Raw genomic sequence first — 15,506 nt, 5'->3', positions numbered from 1 at the left:
CTTCCACTTTTAGCTTTCGGGATTTTGCAACGCACTTTAGCGTACAGTTGTACGCCGAACAAGTCCGATCAGCGTAATATCACCAGATTATCTTCCGATTTGCACCCAAGGTAACACCTCGTTAAAATCCTTCTACCCCTTGAGATACGAGTCTTCTTACGTGAATAACACCCCCATCCAAACCGCCACGCTCAGTTGGAACGATCAGGGTACACCTGTTTCGGAACAATTTGATGACGTCTACTTTTCAAATCAAGATGGGCTGGAAGAGACCCGTTTTGTTTTTCTCAAGGGAAACGGTTTTCCACAGCGCTTTATGGAGCATTCACGCCCTCGCTGCGTGGTCGCAGAAACCGGTTTTGGCACTGGTCTGAACTTTTTAACACTGTGGCAAAGTTTCGCACAGTTTCGGCAGCAACAGCCTGACGCATCGCTTCAGCACCTACACTATATAAGTTTCGAAAAATATCCGTTAAACCTGAAAGATCTCGCCGTCGCCCACAGCCGCTGGCCGGAGCTGGCCGCTTTTTCCGAACAGCTGCGCGCCCAGTGGCCACTGCCGCTGGCTGGTTGTCATCGTATTTTGCTGGATCAGGGGCGTATTACGCTGGATTTATGGTTCGGGGACGTTAATACGCTGCTGCCTCAGTTAGACGCCAGCATGGATAATCAGGTTGATGCCTGGTTCCTGGACGGTTTCGCACCGTCCAAAAACCCAGATATGTGGAACGAATTGCTGTTTAGCGCCATGGCGCGACTCGCTCGCCCAAGGGGGACCTTCGCGACCTTTACTGCCGCCGGCTTTGTGCGTAGAGGCTTGCTGCAGGCCGGTTTTGAAGTTGCTAAAGTGAAAGGTTTCGGGCAAAAAAGGGAAATGCTAACCGGGCTTTTGCCGGACAATCACATTAATCCGCATCCTGCGCCTTGGTATACCCGCCCAGCCGCCAGCGACATTCAGGATATCGCCATTATCGGCGGCGGCATTGTTAGCGCCCTAACCGCGTTGTCTCTGCTGCGACGTGGAGCCAAAGTTAGCCTGTACTGTGCCGATGAAAAACCGGCGCAAGGCGCTTCTGGCAACCGTCAGGGGGCGATTTATCCGTTACTGAACGGAAAAGGCGATGCGTTAGAGGATTTTTACACCAGCGCCTTTACCTTTGCACGCCGCCAGTACGATGCGTTGATCGAACAAGGCATTGCCTTCGACCATCAGTGGTGCGGCGTTAGCCAACTGGCTTACGATGATAAAAGCCGTGGCAAAATCGAAAAGATTTTAGGCACGCAATGGCCGAAAGAATTTGCTGAATCCATGAGCCATGCCCAGCTAACCGAGCGAGCGGGTGTGGACAGTGGGCATGACGGCATTCATTATCCGAACGGCGGCTGGCTCTGCCCTTCAGATCTGACCACGGCGCTGATGGCTCTGGCACAACAGCAAGGCATGAACTGCCACTATCAGCATGAAGTCATCGAATTGACGCGGGTAGAACATCGCTGGCAACTGACTTTTGCCAATCAGCCAGATACCCGTCATCAGACGGTGATTCTGGCAGCCGGCCATCGCTTACCTCAGTGGGAACAAACTCGTTTCCTGCCGCTGACGGCGGTACGTGGGCAGGTTTCCCATATTCCCACCACGCCAACCCTCAGCAAGTTGCAAAACGTACTCTGCTACGACGGTTATATGACGCCGGTCAATCCGAATAATCAGCAGCATTGTATCGGGGCCAGTTATCAGCGCGGTGAAACCTCCACTCTGTTCAGCGCCTCTGAGCAACAAGAAAATCGCGATCGTCTGATGCGTTGTTTACCGCAGGTGGATTGGGTACAGCAGGTGAATGTTTCAGATAATCAGGCGCGCTGTGGCGTGCGCTGCGCCATTCGCGACCATTTACCAATGGTGGGTGCAGTACCGGACTATCAGGCCACGCTGGCTCAATACCAGAGGCTACAACAGCAGATCAAAAACGGCGATCCGATCGATGCAGCGCCGGTATATCCGGATCTGTTTATGGCGGGAGCGTTAGGATCGCGCGGATTATGCAGCGCACCGCTGGTAGCCGAGGTTCTAGCCGGTCAACTGTTCGGCGAGCCGTTGCCGCTGAATACTTCAACGTTGGCCGCATTAAACCCGAATCGTTTTTGGATTAGAAAACTGCTGAAAGGCAGACCGGTACCGAACCCAGCACGCCCTGAATGAAAGGCCGCTGCCATGATGCCATCAGCGTCACGGCAGCGATAAAACTAATGAGAAATCTGCGCGTTTGCTAAGAGACGATCCCACAGACCCAGCACCAAAACCTGATCCGGCGGCGATAATTCGCCAGCTTTGATGGCTTTATCCAGACTGTGCTGAACGCGGGCGTGTAACTGCTCAGCAGAATGCTCGCCGTGCTCTTCCGATTCTGCCACGGCTAATGTTAGGTGACCGCGCAGGTAGCCGCCCGCAAACAGGTCATCATCACTGGCGTGCTCTACCATGTCATCAATCTGCGCCAAAATGCGCGATTCAAATTCTGCGATCATTGCTCTTCCTCAATAAACTTTCTGGTCAGTCTGGCTATCAGTCGAAATCTTCCGGATAAGGGAAGTGTTCCACCGCCAGCGGGGGCGTATTGTAAAACGATTGCAACGCCCGAATAAAGCCCGCAGGTCGTGGGGATATTCCCTGATCCAGATTCTGCAACACCTGTTCACGCACTTTCCGTTGAAAAGCAAGGCGATCGGGCTCGCAGTCACCTTCCAGATTGTCGCAACTCACGTTGAAAGGGAAACCCGCCGCGACGCAAAACATCCATTCTAGCGCCTGCGGTTTGATTTCTACCGCCTCAAACTGGCTTTGGGTTAGCGCATCGCGCCCGTCCGGGCAGTACCAGTAACCAAAATCTACCTGCTTGCGCCGTTCTTCACCGGCAATGCACCAATGGGAAATTTCATGCATACCGCTGGCATAGTAACCATGGGCAAACACAATGCGATTGTAATCCACCTGATCATCAGCAGGCAGATAAATAGGCTCGTCATCGCCTTTCACCAGCCGGGTGTTGAATTCTTCGCTGAAACAGCGATTAAAAATATCGATAAGTTCTTGATAGTGATGAGTATGGTTTTGAGTCGATAAACTTTCTGACATGATTACGCTGTGTGTACCCGGTAAGCCGCAAGTTACGCCTCCGCCAATTTGGCATCAGAGGCAATACAGTGGGCAAATAATGCCCTTATAGATAAAGAGGGATTATCCCATTAAGCTGCGTAACAAGCGAGCATTAGCCGATGCCCTGCAATGCCAGCCACGCCTGAATTTCCGAGCCGTGATTATCATAGAGCAGCTTGCAACTCATCACCAAAGAGACGACGACGATCATCGGCCGAATGAGTTTTTGGCCACGAGTTAGTACCATATGTGCGCCCAAACGCGCCCCCAGTACCTGCCCAACCAGCATCACTAACCCAATACCCCATAACACTTTTCCACCGAGAATAAAAAAGGTTAGACCGCCTAAATTCGAGGTGAAATTCAGTACCTTGGCGTGAGCAGTAGATTTAGCCAGATTAAAACCGCATAAGGTGACAAACGCCAACGCATAGAAGGAGCCGGCGCCGGGACCAAAGAAACCATCGTAAAAACCTATGCCCCCCCCGGCGATTAATGCGAAAGGCAGCGCTGACAGTCGGCGTTGCCGATCCAACTCTCCCAATCTGGGCGTCAGCAGGAAATACACCCCGATGCCGATAACTAGCAGAGGGAGAATCTGTCGCAAGATATCGGCCTGCATATGCTGAACCAGAATCGCCCCCAGCATAGAACCGGCTAAAGTCAGGGCAATAGTCAGCCGTTGATCTTTGAGATTAACCGCTCCACGGCGGATAAAATACAGGCTGGCGGAGAAAGAACCGCCCACAGACTGGAGTTTATTTGTGGCCAATGCTTGGGTCGGAGGCACGCCTACCGCCAATAGCGCCGGAATGGTTAATAACCCGCCGCCGCCGGCGATGGAATCAATAAATCCCGCCAGCAGCGCCACTAAAAACAAGACCCCGAGGACCTCGGGGCCAAGAGTGAACCAATCCAATGACTATCTCCCGGCGAAGTGGTTATCCAGCAACGCCTGACAGGATGGCGGTAATGGCGGCGGCGTAGTTTTACCCGGTTTGGCGCTTGGCTGATGAGGTTGGAACCAGCTTTGCAGCTCGGCACCACAACCATCACCCGCTGGCGGTGAATCCTGATCTTCGCATTCCAGACTGTCCGCCGGGCAACGCAAACGCACGTGCATATGCGCCCGATGACCGAACCAAGGCCGGACTTTATGCAACCAATCGCGATCGCTACCGGCACTGACGCATAACTGCTGCTTAATCGCCGGATTGACGAAAATCCGCGTGACTTCGCTATCTTTCGCCGCCAGTTTTATCATGCTGGCAACCTGCGGCTGCCATAACCGCGGTACTACCTGTTTGCCATCCGAGGATACTAAATCGATCGGCTGAGGTTTTAGTAACTGCTGTGAAGTCCAGCGCTGAGTTGGCAACTGTAGCCAGATATCCACGTCCAGACCGGACTGGTGGCTGGCATGGCCACTGCTAAAGCGTCCACCCGCAGGCATAGCCATATCGCCAATCAACACCAAACCCAACTGTTGCCGTTTAGCCTGCTCGCTAAACCGCTGGATGAAATTCAGCAAATCCGGATGACCAAAATAACGGCGCTGATCGGGACGCATTATCTGATAATTCGCCGAATCCAGCGGCAACGGCTGCGCGCCGATGACGCAACCATTAGCGAAACCGCCAATGGCCTGCGAGGTACCGGTTACTGGATGATCGATTTGTTGCCACGGCGTCAAAGCCATGACTGAAGAGGACGCAAGCCAAGCCGCAGCCCCCAACATCCATATTTTCATTGAGTTACCAGCGCGGAACGTCAGAGTTAACATCGCCACACTGCGCACGTTGACGCAGCAGGTGGTCCATTAAAACAATCGCCATCATGGCTTCGGCAATAGGAACCGCACGGATACCGACGCACGGATCGTGACGACCGCGAGTCACCATTTCCACGGCTTCTCCCTGGCGATTGATAGTCTGCCCCGGTACCATAATGCTGGAAGTCGGTTTCAACGCCAGATGGGCAACCACCGGCTGACCGCTGCTAATACCGCCGAGAATCCCGCCAGCGTGGTTGCTCTGAAAACCTTCTGGAGTGATTTCGTCGCGGTTTTCGCTACCACGCTTAGTGACTACGGCAAAACCGTCGCCAATTTCCACCCCTTTCACCGCGTTGATGCTCATCAGCGCGTGGGCCAGATCGGCATCCAGACGATCAAATACCGGCTCACCTAAACCTACCGGCACATGCTCCGCCACGACCGTCACTTTCGCGCCGATAGAATCACCGGCCTTTTTCAATTCGCGCATTAGCGCATCCAAAGGCTCCAGTTTGCTGGCATCCGGACAGAAGAACGGGTTTTGTTCAACCAAATCCCAATCCAATAGATCGCAGCTGATATCACCAATTTGTGCCAGATAACCGCGCACCGTCACGCCGAATTTCTGATGCAGATATTTCTTCGCTATGGCACCTGCGGCCACGCGCATTGCGGTTTCCCGCGCCGATGAGCGACCGCCACCACGATAATCACGCACGCCGTATTTTTGCTCATAGGTATAGTCGGCGTGGCCAGGGCGGAACACGTCCTTAATCGCACTGTAATCCTGCGAGCGTTGATCGGTATTTTCGATCATTAGGCCAATACTGGTACCTGTAGTTACGCCTTCAAACACCCCGGACAGAATACGAACCTGATCCGGCTCCCGGCGCTGAGTGGTGTAACGAGAAGTCCCCGGACGACGCCGGTCGAGATCCAGCTGAATATCCGCCTCAGTGATTGGAATACCCGGCGGAACACCGTCGATTATGCATCCCAACGCGATGCCGTGAGATTCACCAAAAGTGGTGACGCGGAAAAACTGCCCAATACTATTCCCAGCCATCACGGCTCCTTACCCTTGAGTCAAAATCCGTCTGCCGGTCAGAGAGCGATCTCGCCGGCAAGTATTACGGCAGGCACAATCGTGTCTGCTGCTTAGTTGCGATAGATACTGAAATGATGATGACAATCAATGAGCTGCTGTTTTGTCAGCATAAACACACCGTCACCGCCGTTGTTGAACTCCAGCCAGGTAAAAGGCACGTCAGGATACTGATCCATCAAGTGCACCATGCTATTACCCACTTCGCAAATCAGAACGCCATCATCTTGGAGAAAATCAGGGGCGCAGGCCAGAATCCGGCGCGCCAGCGTCAATCCGTCCAAGCCTGCCTCTAGGCCCAATTCCGGTTCAAAACGGAATTCCTGCGGCAAATCGGACATATCTTCTTCATCTACATACGGCGGATTAGTCACAATCAGATCGTATTTAATCGGCGGTAAACCGCGGAAAAGATCGGAGCAGATAGGCGTAACCTGATGTTCAACGCCGTGCTGCTGAATATTGTGCTCGGTCACCGCCAGTACATCCGTTGAAATATCAACGGCATCCACTTCCGCTTCCGGGAAAGCGTAGGCGCAGGCGATAGCGATACAGCCACTACCGGTACACATATCCAGAATATGGCTTGGCTGATGTGGAATCAGCGCTTCAAAACGGTTTTCAATCAGTTCGCCAATCGGTGAGCGAGGCACCAGAACACGCTCGTCGACGTAATATTCCTGCCCGCAGAACCAGGCTTTATTGGTCAGATAAGCGACCGGAATGCGTTCGTTAACCCGGCGGATAACCCGCTCAACGATACGATGGCGCTCACTGGATGTCAGGCGGGCGTTGCGCATATCTTCAGGGATATCAATAGGAAGATAGATAGTTGGAAAGACCAGTTGAACGGCTTCGTCCCACGGATTATCCGTGCCGTGACCGTAAAAAATATTAGCCGCGTTAAAACGGCTGACAGCCCAGCGCAACATATCCTGAATGGTGTGCAGTTCTTTCACTGCTTCATCGACGAAAATTTTGTCCAATTTATTCTCCAACAGGTATGCGTAAAATCAAGGTTTATGCGCCTAGTTTGCCATGAAGCCCGCGACAAATCAGCAGCTATACACATGTGAATGATACGCAAGCGATGAAAATACGCCAAAAGGATGCAAAACTTTGTCGACATTTATTTAGACAGATAATATCCAGCAGGTAAACTGAGGAAATTGATTAGGTACTAAGAATAAATAATGAAAAATAAATTTCACTTGAGCAATGAGGAGCTGCAACTTTTCAGGGAATCGATCGCGGGTGCCAAAAAACTCAAACAAGACACCATCTTACATCGCCAGGCGCCACAGAAAATGCATAAAATTACGCCGGTTCGCCTGCTACAAGAGCAGGTCGATGCTAGCTATTATTTCTCTGATGAATTCCAACCTCATATAGATAACGAAGGCCCTACCCGTTATGTACGCCCCGGAGTTGATCATTTTGAAGTGAAAAAGCTGCGACGCGGCGATTACTCACCGGAGATGTTTCTCGATCTGCATGGACTCACCCAAAAGCAGGCCAAACAAGAGCTGGGTGCCTTGCTCGCAGCCTGTAAACGCGAATACGTACACTGCGCCTGCGTAATGCACGGACACGGTAAGCACGTTCTGAAACAACAGACACCGTTGTGGTTAGCGCAGCATCCGGACGTACTGGCGTTCCATCAGGCGCCGAAAGAATGGGGTGGCACCGCTGCCTTGCTGGTTTTGATCGAATTAGCCGAATAAATTAACCCAATAATAAATTAGCCAAATAAAATAAAGGCGTGACAGCAAAACTGTTCACGCCTTTTTTCAGGATACCGGTTAATCGTGCTTTTGGCGCAGAGGTTTGTATCACACCGCAGCCGCTAATCCGTTTTCAGGTCATCATCCCAAGCCGTCAGACTTTGGCCATCAGCTGAGAGGGACTCACTTGCCAATCCAACTTGCCCATTCCGCTGTTCATGTCTAAATCGACACAGGCCATCGCAGAAGTCGCAAACATCGGCGCACATTGGCCCGGACACAGCTCGGCAACCAAATAGCCCACCAGCGGAAGATGCGAAATCAACAGTACCGAAGCGCAACCCTCTTTGGCTAAAGCCTGTAGATAACAAGCCACCATCGCAGGATCCCCACCTGGGGTCAGTTCCGGCATCACTTCCTGCCCGTCCGGCAACGTCAGCGCTTCTCTTACCACGTCAAGGGTTTGTTCCGCACGCAAATAAGGGCTGACCAGTATCTGCTCAATATCCACCGATTGGCTATTTAACCAAGCGGCTATCTGCCGTGATTCTTCACTGCCACATTGGGTCAGAGGCCTTTGTGCATCGCTGGCTGCGTCAAGAGCCGCGTCGCCATGACGCATGATTAGAACTTGCATATTGCACCGCTTTTGTTAACAAAATAACGCTATACAGAAACGCAACGCGTGCTGTACCGCCGAGAACTTTGCCCTAAGACAAAGCAACTTCATCACGATAACGCGCCGTCTCTCTATGGCGGCCGGGCATTTTGCCTGAAACTTCACATAAATAAAACGGCTGTTTTTACACCAACAAAACACGCCGCCAACCATTACTGTTTAATAAATAGCCTACTCAACAGTTTAATCCATTATTTATTCTCTACACAATGCAGAGCTACTAACTTAAAAGCTTATTAAATCTTAGCCAGTAAATTATGGCTAAGGTAACGCGAGCACTGGCACCTGTACAGCAGGTAAAAACAGCATAGTTACAGGCGGTGATCCCGCTCACATTCTAACCAAAAGGAATTCTGAACGCAGAATTCCTTCGGCTTCCCACTCATTCTGCCGCAGTAGACTCTTCCGCTGGCAGCTCAGTTTCTGGGTAGAACACAGCCTTCTGCTCAGCCATCACCACCAGGCGCTCACAGGGGGCAAAACGCTCGCCATATTGCTGTTCCAGCAGCTTCAAGGTTCGGACTGCGGTATCCAGCCCTAGACGATCCAGATAACGGAATGGCCCGCCCAAGAAAGGAGGAAAACCGATGCCGAAAACAGCGCCAATATCGCCATCACGCGGATTACGAATGATACCTTCATCCAGACAGCGTACCGCCTCGTTCAGCATCATCATCACGCAGCGCTGAGCAATAACTTCACGCTGTATATGTGCTTTCGGCGTGACGCCTAATAGCCCATAAACGTTCGGATCGGCCTGCTTGACTGGGTTTTTCTTCAGCTTAAAGCCCGACGTTTTGGTCGGGTACAGATAGAAACCACGGCCATTCTTACGCCCTTTACGACCATCTTTTAAAATTGCGTCCAGAGATGCCGGAGCGGCAAAGCGCGGGCCAAGCTGCTCCACTAGAATCGGCATGATTTTGGTGCCCACGTCGATCCCGACTTCATCCAGTAAATTCAGCGGCCCGACCGGGAAGCCAAAATCAACCAAAGCCTTATCGATTGACTCAATCGGCTCGCCGTCCAGCAAACAGCGCGCCCCTTCGTTGATATAGGGAGCAAGAATGCGATTTACATAGAATCCAGCGCGATCGCCGACCACAATTGCCGTTTTCCCCTGTTTGCGGGCGAACGCCACCGTGGTTGCAATAGTTTCTTCGCTGGTTCCAGCGTGAGGAATCACTTCCACCAGCGGCATTTTGTCTACTGGGCTAAAGTAATGCAAACCGATAACCTGTTCTGGACGTTTTGCCTCGGCGGCTATCTGGCTGATAGGCAAAGATGAAGTATTGGAGGCAAAAATAGTATGAGGCGCTCCGTGCGCTTCAATGTCGGCTACCATCTGCCGCTTTAGCGCCAGATCTTCAAACACCGCTTCAACAACGATATCCACATTTTCGAAGCCGCTGTAATCGGTAGTGCCGGAAATCAGCATCATTTGGCGCTGCCGTTCCGCTGGCCGGAGCCGTTTACTGCGTACCCGTTTGCCCAATGTGTCCCAAGTATATTTCAGCGCCTGATTAATCCCCTGCGGATTAATATCTTTAATTCGGACCGGTAAGCCGGCCCGGGTCGCGGTGACATTGGCGATACCGCCGCCCATTAAACCTCCGCCCAACACGCCGACCTGACTAATTTTGCGTGGTTGTGCCGTTGAACCACTTTCTTTTTTCAACGACGTCGTCGCGAAAAATAAGCTGCGTAACGCCGCTGATTCCGGAGACATAGCCAGCTCGCCAAATGCCCGAGCTTCCGCTTCATAGCCGCTCGGACCGCCGTTATCCAGCCCCTGGCGAACAACATTAATAATCCGTTCTGCCGCCGGATAATGGCCTTGGGTTTTCGCCAACGTTTTCTTCCGCACGATATTGAATAATAGAGATTTTCCAAGCGGCCCATTCAGCAAACGCTCCTGCCACGGCAGGCTCGGCTTATCCACCCAGCCCGCTTTGGCACGGCTAACGGCCACTTCCAATAAGATATCCTGCGGAACGGCATCGTCCACCAGCCCCATTTTCAGCGCCTGCCTAGCGCGAATCTGGCGGCCTGTCAGCATAATATCCAGCGCTTTACTCGCGCCGATCAATCGAGGTAATCGTTGTGTGCCGCCGGAACCCGGCAATAGCCCTAATTGGACCTCAGGCAGCCCCAGAACGGTTTTATCGTCCAATGAGCATACGCGGCTATGGCAAGCCAGAGCCAGCTCCAGGCCACCGCCCAGGCAGGCTCCGTGGATGGCCGCCACCACAGGGATCGGGAACGCGGCAATTTGCGCCAACGTCGTCTGGCCTTTTTGCGCCAGAACCCTTGCATCCTGTGAGGTGCGGCAGGCGGCGATCATGGTGATATCAGCTCCGGCAATAAATGAATCTGGCTTGCCCGAAATAATCACCAGCCCCTGTAATTGCGGCGAAGCCTGTACTTGTTGCAGCACTTCGGCAATTTGCTCTGCAAATTCAGCCTTTAAGGTGTTGACCTTTTCATTCGGGACATTGATGGTGATAACCCCGATGTTATCCGGCCGGATACTAAGCTGAAACACCGACTCGGTCGAAGGCATTGTAGCTTCTCCCCTGCCCTGTTCTACGCGATTTTCCATTACTCCACCTCTACAATCATGGCTGCACCCAAACCACCGGCAGCACAGGCGGTCGTTAAGCCCAATCCGCCACCGCGACGACGCAGTTCATTCAACGTTTGCGTGATCATCCGCGCTCCAGTTGCTGCAAAAGGATGACCATAGGCAATAGAACCGCCCAATACGTTGAATTTATCCATATCAACCTCGCCGATTGCCTTACTGCGCCCCAGATATTGCTGAGCAAAACTATCGCTGGCAAACATTTTCAGGTTAGCGAGCGTTTGCGCGGCAAAGGCTTCGTGCATATCAATTAACGTCAGATCCGCCAGCGTGATACCGGCGCGATCTAATGCCAACGGCGTGGCGTAAGACGGCCCTAACAACATATCCTGCCAAACGTCGATAGCGGAAAAAGCAAAACTGCGTAAATAACCCAAAGGTTTCAGCCCCAATGCTTTGGCTCGCCCTTCGCTCATCATAATAACTGCCGCGGCGCCGTCGGTCAGTGGCGTGCTGTTTGCTGCCGTTACGCTGCCGTGCTTGCGATCGAATGCCGGGCGCAGCTTCGCGTATTGCGCCATGGTGGAATCTTTGCGCACATTATTATCTTCACTGATAGCCGCGCGGTATGGTGGGATATAAGCGGTCATCACCTCATCCTGTAAATAGCCTTTTTGCCAAGCTTCCGCCGCCAGTTGGTGAGAACGCAGCGCCAGCGCATCCTGATCTTCTCGGCTAATACCGTAGGTTTTAGCCATTTGCTCGGCGGTATCCCCCATACGCAAACCAGTGGAATACTCCGCCACTGCAGGTGCAACCGGCAATAAATCACGGAATTTCAAACGACTGAATAGTTTCAGGCGCTGTGACAAAGTACGCGCTTTATTGACATCAACCAGCGTACGCGCCAGCGCTTTACTGACGCCAATAGGTAAAACGGAGGAAGAATCGGCGCCGCCGGCGATGGCTATCCCCACCGACCCCGCAATAATACTTTCGGCCACGTTCGCCACCGCCTGAAAACTGGTGGCACAGGCTCGGGAGACGCTATAGGCGTCGGTGTGTACGCTCATACCGGTGCCCAATACGATTTCACGAGCAATATTCGGCGCTTCCGGCATCTGAACCACTTGTCCAAATACCAGTTGATCGATCAACTCAGGTGCAATTCCACTTTTTGCCAACAGCTCGCTGACAACAATCTTACCCAAATCAACAGCGGGAACCCCATGATAGGCGGTAGCTTGTTTAGCAAACGGGGTGCGCAGGCCGTTAACAATCGCAATGCGGTCGCCCTGACGCGTCACTAACGGAAGTGGCTTACTCATAAAGGCTCCTGAGAGATAAATTGGCATTTATTAGGATGCTAGGTTAACAGGTCTGACCTGATCCGATTATTGTTAACCAAACGTTTACATTTGGCAAACCTGTAGAGGCCAAAAATGCGAGCAGGAGCAACTTTCAGAATAAAAAAGAGAGATGGGGAAAGAGGAAAACGAAGAGACCGGAGAAAGAATAATAAAAGGAAATAGATTCAGTGATTAAATAGCGCGGAGCTTTCGCTCCGCACTGAATACGGCAAGATTAACGCAGGCCCAGCTGGAAAATCAGCATTTCTGCTTCACAGGCAAAGGTAAAGTCAACGCTGAGTTGAACGCCTTCTGCTACCGTCTCGATTCTTGGCTCAATTAGGCAAGGGTCGGATTCAACGGAACGCGCTTTTTCGATCAGGGTGTTTAGCATTGCTTCGGCTTCGCTCTGGCTGGCAAATACCTTGCTGTAGGACGCTGTACAATCGGTGTTATCCATCACGGTACCGACATCTACACAGCAACAGGCTGCGGTTTCTTCTGCATTACAGCGTTTAATTGCATCTGACATCTTCAATTCTCCTCAAGGGACATTTCAAATAGGTGCAAGTTGCCATTTGTGATCTGGCTCAAAAATTGTTATCTGCCGCTATTTTACTCCTGCAAACCTCGCATCACTAGAACTTACTGTTTATGTGCCTATTTAGTGACGAAAATCTCAGTTAGAGCATCGCAAATATAATAAGTCATAGATTTATTGATATGGGTATGTAAGTTTTTTGTTAAGTGGATCTATTTTTTGCAATCTATTTCAATCAATTTCAAAAACATTCTTGCAACATTCCCGCAGGTCAGACCTATACTTCAGCCACTGGTCTGATTTGTCAGATTGGTAACGGACCCTACAATCCCGCGCTCTCTTGTTACGCTATGTAACATAGTTTAAATAATAAACACATTAAAATGAGGTTTTGGTCATGAACCAGAAAAACCTGTTTACCCGATCAGCTCTGGCAGCTGCAGTGGCAATTATTTCTTCGAACGTTTCTGCGGCCGGTTTTCAGCTGAATGAATATTCAGCGGCTGCATTGGGCCGTTCTTTCTCTGGTGAAGGCGCCGTCGCCGACAACGCATCCGTAGGTAGCCGCAACCCAGCTGCTATGACGATGTTTGACCGTCCTTCATTCTCCGGCGGTTTTGTCTACGTTGATCCTAATGTAGATATCAGCGGTCAATCTCCGCTGACAGGCCGCAGCACCGACGCTAAAAATATCGCGCCATCTGAGTGGATTCCTAACATCCACTTCATTATGCCGCTGAATGAACAATGGGCTATCGGCGCGTCCGGTACTTCCAACTACGGTTTAGCCACCGAATTTAATGAAGACTATATCGCCGGCTCTCTGGGCGGTAAAACCGATCTGAAAACCGCTAACCTAAACTTGGCGGCTGCGTATCGTCTGAACCAAAACTTCAGCTTCGGTCTGGGCTTCAACGCCGTTTATGCCGATGCGAAAATTGTGCGTCACATTGGTGAAGCGGGTGGCCGTTTCGGTCTGCCAGCGCGCACCGAAGTCGCCAATATGGAAGGTAAAGAGTGGGGCTACGGCTGGAACGCCGGCGTGCTTTATGAAATCGATAAAGAAAACCGTTACAGCTTCACTTATCGTTCTAAAGTGAAAATCGACTTTGATGGCGATTACAGCAACCAGCTACCAGTAGCCTTTGGTGGAACTGGCGGTGCAATCGTTCCTGGTGCTCTGACGCTGAACCTGCCAGAAGTTTGGGAAGTATCCGGCTATAACAAAGTGGCACCGCAGTGGGCGATTCACTATAGCCTCGCTTACACCAGTTGGAGCCAATTCCAGGAGCTGAAAGCCACAGGTAACAACGGTAAGGTACTGTTCGAGAAGCACGAAGGCTTTAAAGACGCATACCGTATCGCGCTAGGTACGACCTATTACTACGACGATAACTGGACCTTCCGTACCGGTATCGCATTCGATGACAGCCCGGTTCCAGCTCAAAACCGCTCCATCTCGATCCCAGATCAGGACCGTTTCTGGATCAGTGCCGGTACTACCTATGCGTTCAACAAAGACGCATCTGTTGACGTGGGTATCTCCTACATGCACGGCCAGAACGTGACCATCAACGAGAAAACGCCACCAGCATTGGGCGGCACAAACTACGAGTTCAACTCCAAAGGTACGGCAATGCTGTACGGCGTGAACTTTAACTACGCGTTCTAATCCCAATTCAAGTCGAGTAATGCGCCGCAGGGTGGATGATCTGACTGTACGCCCTGAATCGGGAAGTTGACGAATTCGCGGCAACAAAAAAAGCGCCTTCAGGCGCTTTTTTCTATCTCTGACATCTTAACCCGCTCTGACATCTCAACCTGATTAGTTGGCTGAATCGATGCTTTCCAGATCGCCCTGAATGGCCTGAGCATTTGGATTTGCTTCCGGTTGCAACACGCCGCCGCTGGCGAGGAAATCGTTACGCTGGAAGTAAGCTTCACGCACCATCAGGTACGGATCGGAAGAATTACGCAGCAAACCATCGGAATCCAACAATTGCGCACGCGTTTCAATCCCTTCAATCATCCATTTGCCCGCAGACATCCAGAACGTCAGATAGCTCAGCACCGGATACACAGTATCAGCCAAGTCGCCGCCTTCCTGACGCACGGTAAAGCTGCCATAACCCGGCAACACCACATAAGGCCCGTAAGGCACATCGTAGTAGCCTAAGGTGCTCCCGAAGCGATGTGGTACTTCTTTCGCCAGTTTAGGGTTGGCCATTCCCGCGACGTCAATCAGCCCCCCCATACCCAATAAGGTGTTAAGGAAGAAACGGTTAAAGTGCTTCATCGCTTTGTACGGGTCGCCGACTAGGAAGCTGTTCACCATGCTCGCCGGTTCTTCTAGGTTACCCATAAAGTTACTCACGCCGTTCCGCGCAGGCTGCGGCACATAATCACGCCAGACTACGGCAACGGGGCGAACCACATAAGGGTCAAGAACTTCATAGTTAAAGTTGAACATCGCCCGGTTAAAACCTTCCAACGGATCGGAGCGGCCTTGTTCCATCTGATCCGGTGAAGAACTGGCGCAACCCACCAATAATACGCTCGCGAAAGCCAGCCCTGTCAGGCGAAAATTCATATGTTT

At 51.7% G+C, this 15,506-nt stretch carries 13 protein-coding genes and 1 pseudogene; 3 read left to right on the top strand and 11 right to left on the bottom strand.

The genetic code is table 11. The features are described 5' to 3' along the window. Window positions 1–160: 160 nt before the first annotated feature. A complete protein-coding gene (gene mnmC, locus AD970_RS03695) occupies window positions 161–2,200 on the top strand; it encodes a bifunctional tRNA (5-methylaminomethyl-2-thiouridine)(34)-methyltransferase MnmD/FAD-dependent 5-carboxymethylaminomethyl-2-thiouridine(34) oxidoreductase MnmC (protein ID WP_049596984.1) in 2,040 nt (679 codons plus the stop codon). A gap of 44 nt (window positions 2,201–2,244) precedes the next feature. Here mnmC and AD970_RS03690 read toward each other — a convergent pair whose 3' ends face one another. The 6 genes from AD970_RS03690 to prmB form a co-directional block, all read right to left on the bottom strand. Continuing rightward, entirely contained in the window at window positions 2,245–2,526 is a 282-nt protein-coding gene (locus AD970_RS03690; RefSeq protein ID WP_049596983.1) for a YfcL family protein, read from the bottom strand. Between the two features lie 37 nt (window positions 2,527–2,563). Further along, a complete protein-coding gene (locus AD970_RS03685) occupies window positions 2,564–3,133 on the bottom strand; it encodes an elongation factor P hydroxylase (protein WP_049596982.1) in 570 nt (189 codons plus the stop codon). Between the two features lie 133 nt (window positions 3,134–3,266). Further along, on the bottom strand, window positions 3,267–4,073 hold the full coding sequence (locus AD970_RS03680) for a sulfite exporter TauE/SafE family protein (protein ID WP_049596981.1): 807 nt from the start codon (window positions 4,071–4,073) through the stop codon (window positions 3,267–3,269). A gap of 3 nt (window positions 4,074–4,076) precedes the next feature. Continuing rightward, the gene (mepA, locus tag AD970_RS03675; RefSeq protein ID WP_049596980.1) at window positions 4,077–4,904 is read right to left on the bottom strand and encodes a penicillin-insensitive murein endopeptidase; all 828 of its coding nucleotides are present in this window, start codon (window positions 4,902–4,904) and stop codon (window positions 4,077–4,079) included. A gap of 4 nt (window positions 4,905–4,908) precedes the next feature. Then, complete coding sequence (gene aroC, locus AD970_RS03670; RefSeq protein ID WP_049596979.1) at window positions 4,909–5,994, bottom strand: chorismate synthase; 1,086 nt, start codon at window positions 5,992–5,994, stop codon at window positions 4,909–4,911. Between the two features lie 92 nt (window positions 5,995–6,086). After that, on the bottom strand, window positions 6,087–7,019 hold the full coding sequence (prmB, locus tag AD970_RS03665; RefSeq protein WP_049596978.1) for a 50S ribosomal protein L3 N(5)-glutamine methyltransferase: 933 nt from the start codon (window positions 7,017–7,019) through the stop codon (window positions 6,087–6,089). Window positions 7,020–7,226: 207 nt separating this feature from the next. Between prmB and smrB the strand changes: the two genes are divergently transcribed. Beyond that, window positions 7,227–7,757 (top strand): endonuclease SmrB, encoded by a 531-nt coding sequence (smrB, locus tag AD970_RS03660; RefSeq protein WP_049596977.1) that lies wholly within the window; start codon window positions 7,227–7,229, stop codon window positions 7,755–7,757. Window positions 7,758–7,911: 154 nt separating this feature from the next. Here the strand turns inward: smrB and sixA are convergent, their stop codons facing one another. From sixA to AD970_RS03640, 4 genes and pseudogenes are all read right to left on the bottom strand, one after another. Then, a complete protein-coding gene (sixA, locus tag AD970_RS03655) occupies window positions 7,912–8,394 on the bottom strand; it encodes a phosphohistidine phosphatase SixA (RefSeq protein WP_049596976.1) in 483 nt (160 codons plus the stop codon). Window positions 8,395–8,818: 424 nt separating this feature from the next. Continuing rightward, window positions 8,819–10,981 (bottom strand): annotated as a pseudogene (gene fadJ / locus AD970_RS03650) (fatty acid oxidation complex subunit alpha FadJ); the annotation flags it as partial. A 56-nt stretch (window positions 10,982–11,037) separates the two neighbouring features. Further along, window positions 11,038–12,348: an acetyl-CoA C-acyltransferase FadI gene (gene fadI, locus AD970_RS03645; protein ID WP_049596974.1), complete on the bottom strand. Its 1,311-nt coding sequence runs from the start codon at window positions 12,346–12,348 to the stop codon at window positions 11,038–11,040. A gap of 256 nt (window positions 12,349–12,604) precedes the next feature. Beyond that, window positions 12,605–12,901 carry a YfcZ/YiiS family protein gene (locus AD970_RS03640; RefSeq protein WP_072080590.1) on the bottom strand — a complete coding sequence of 99 codons (297 nt, stop codon included), beginning with the start codon at window positions 12,899–12,901 and terminating at the stop codon, window positions 12,605–12,607. A 406-nt stretch (window positions 12,902–13,307) separates the two neighbouring features. Here AD970_RS03640 and fadL point away from each other — a divergent pair, with 406 nt between their 5' ends. Then, a complete protein-coding gene (gene fadL / locus AD970_RS03635) occupies window positions 13,308–14,582 on the top strand; it encodes a long-chain fatty acid transporter FadL (protein WP_049596973.1) in 1,275 nt (424 codons plus the stop codon). Between the two features lie 153 nt (window positions 14,583–14,735). Here fadL and mlaA read toward each other — a convergent pair whose 3' ends face one another. After that, complete coding sequence (gene mlaA, locus AD970_RS03630; protein ID WP_049596972.1) at window positions 14,736–15,500, bottom strand: phospholipid-binding lipoprotein MlaA; 765 nt, start codon at window positions 15,498–15,500, stop codon at window positions 14,736–14,738. Window positions 15,501–15,506 lie beyond the last annotated feature (6 nt).

It is taken from the genome of Yersinia nurmii, assembly GCF_001112925.1.
Taxonomy (GTDB): domain Bacteria; phylum Pseudomonadota; class Gammaproteobacteria; order Enterobacterales; family Enterobacteriaceae; genus Yersinia; species Yersinia nurmii.
The sequence above is the reverse complement of the archived record's forward strand: the minus strand, read 5'-3'. Positions and strand labels throughout refer to the sequence as shown.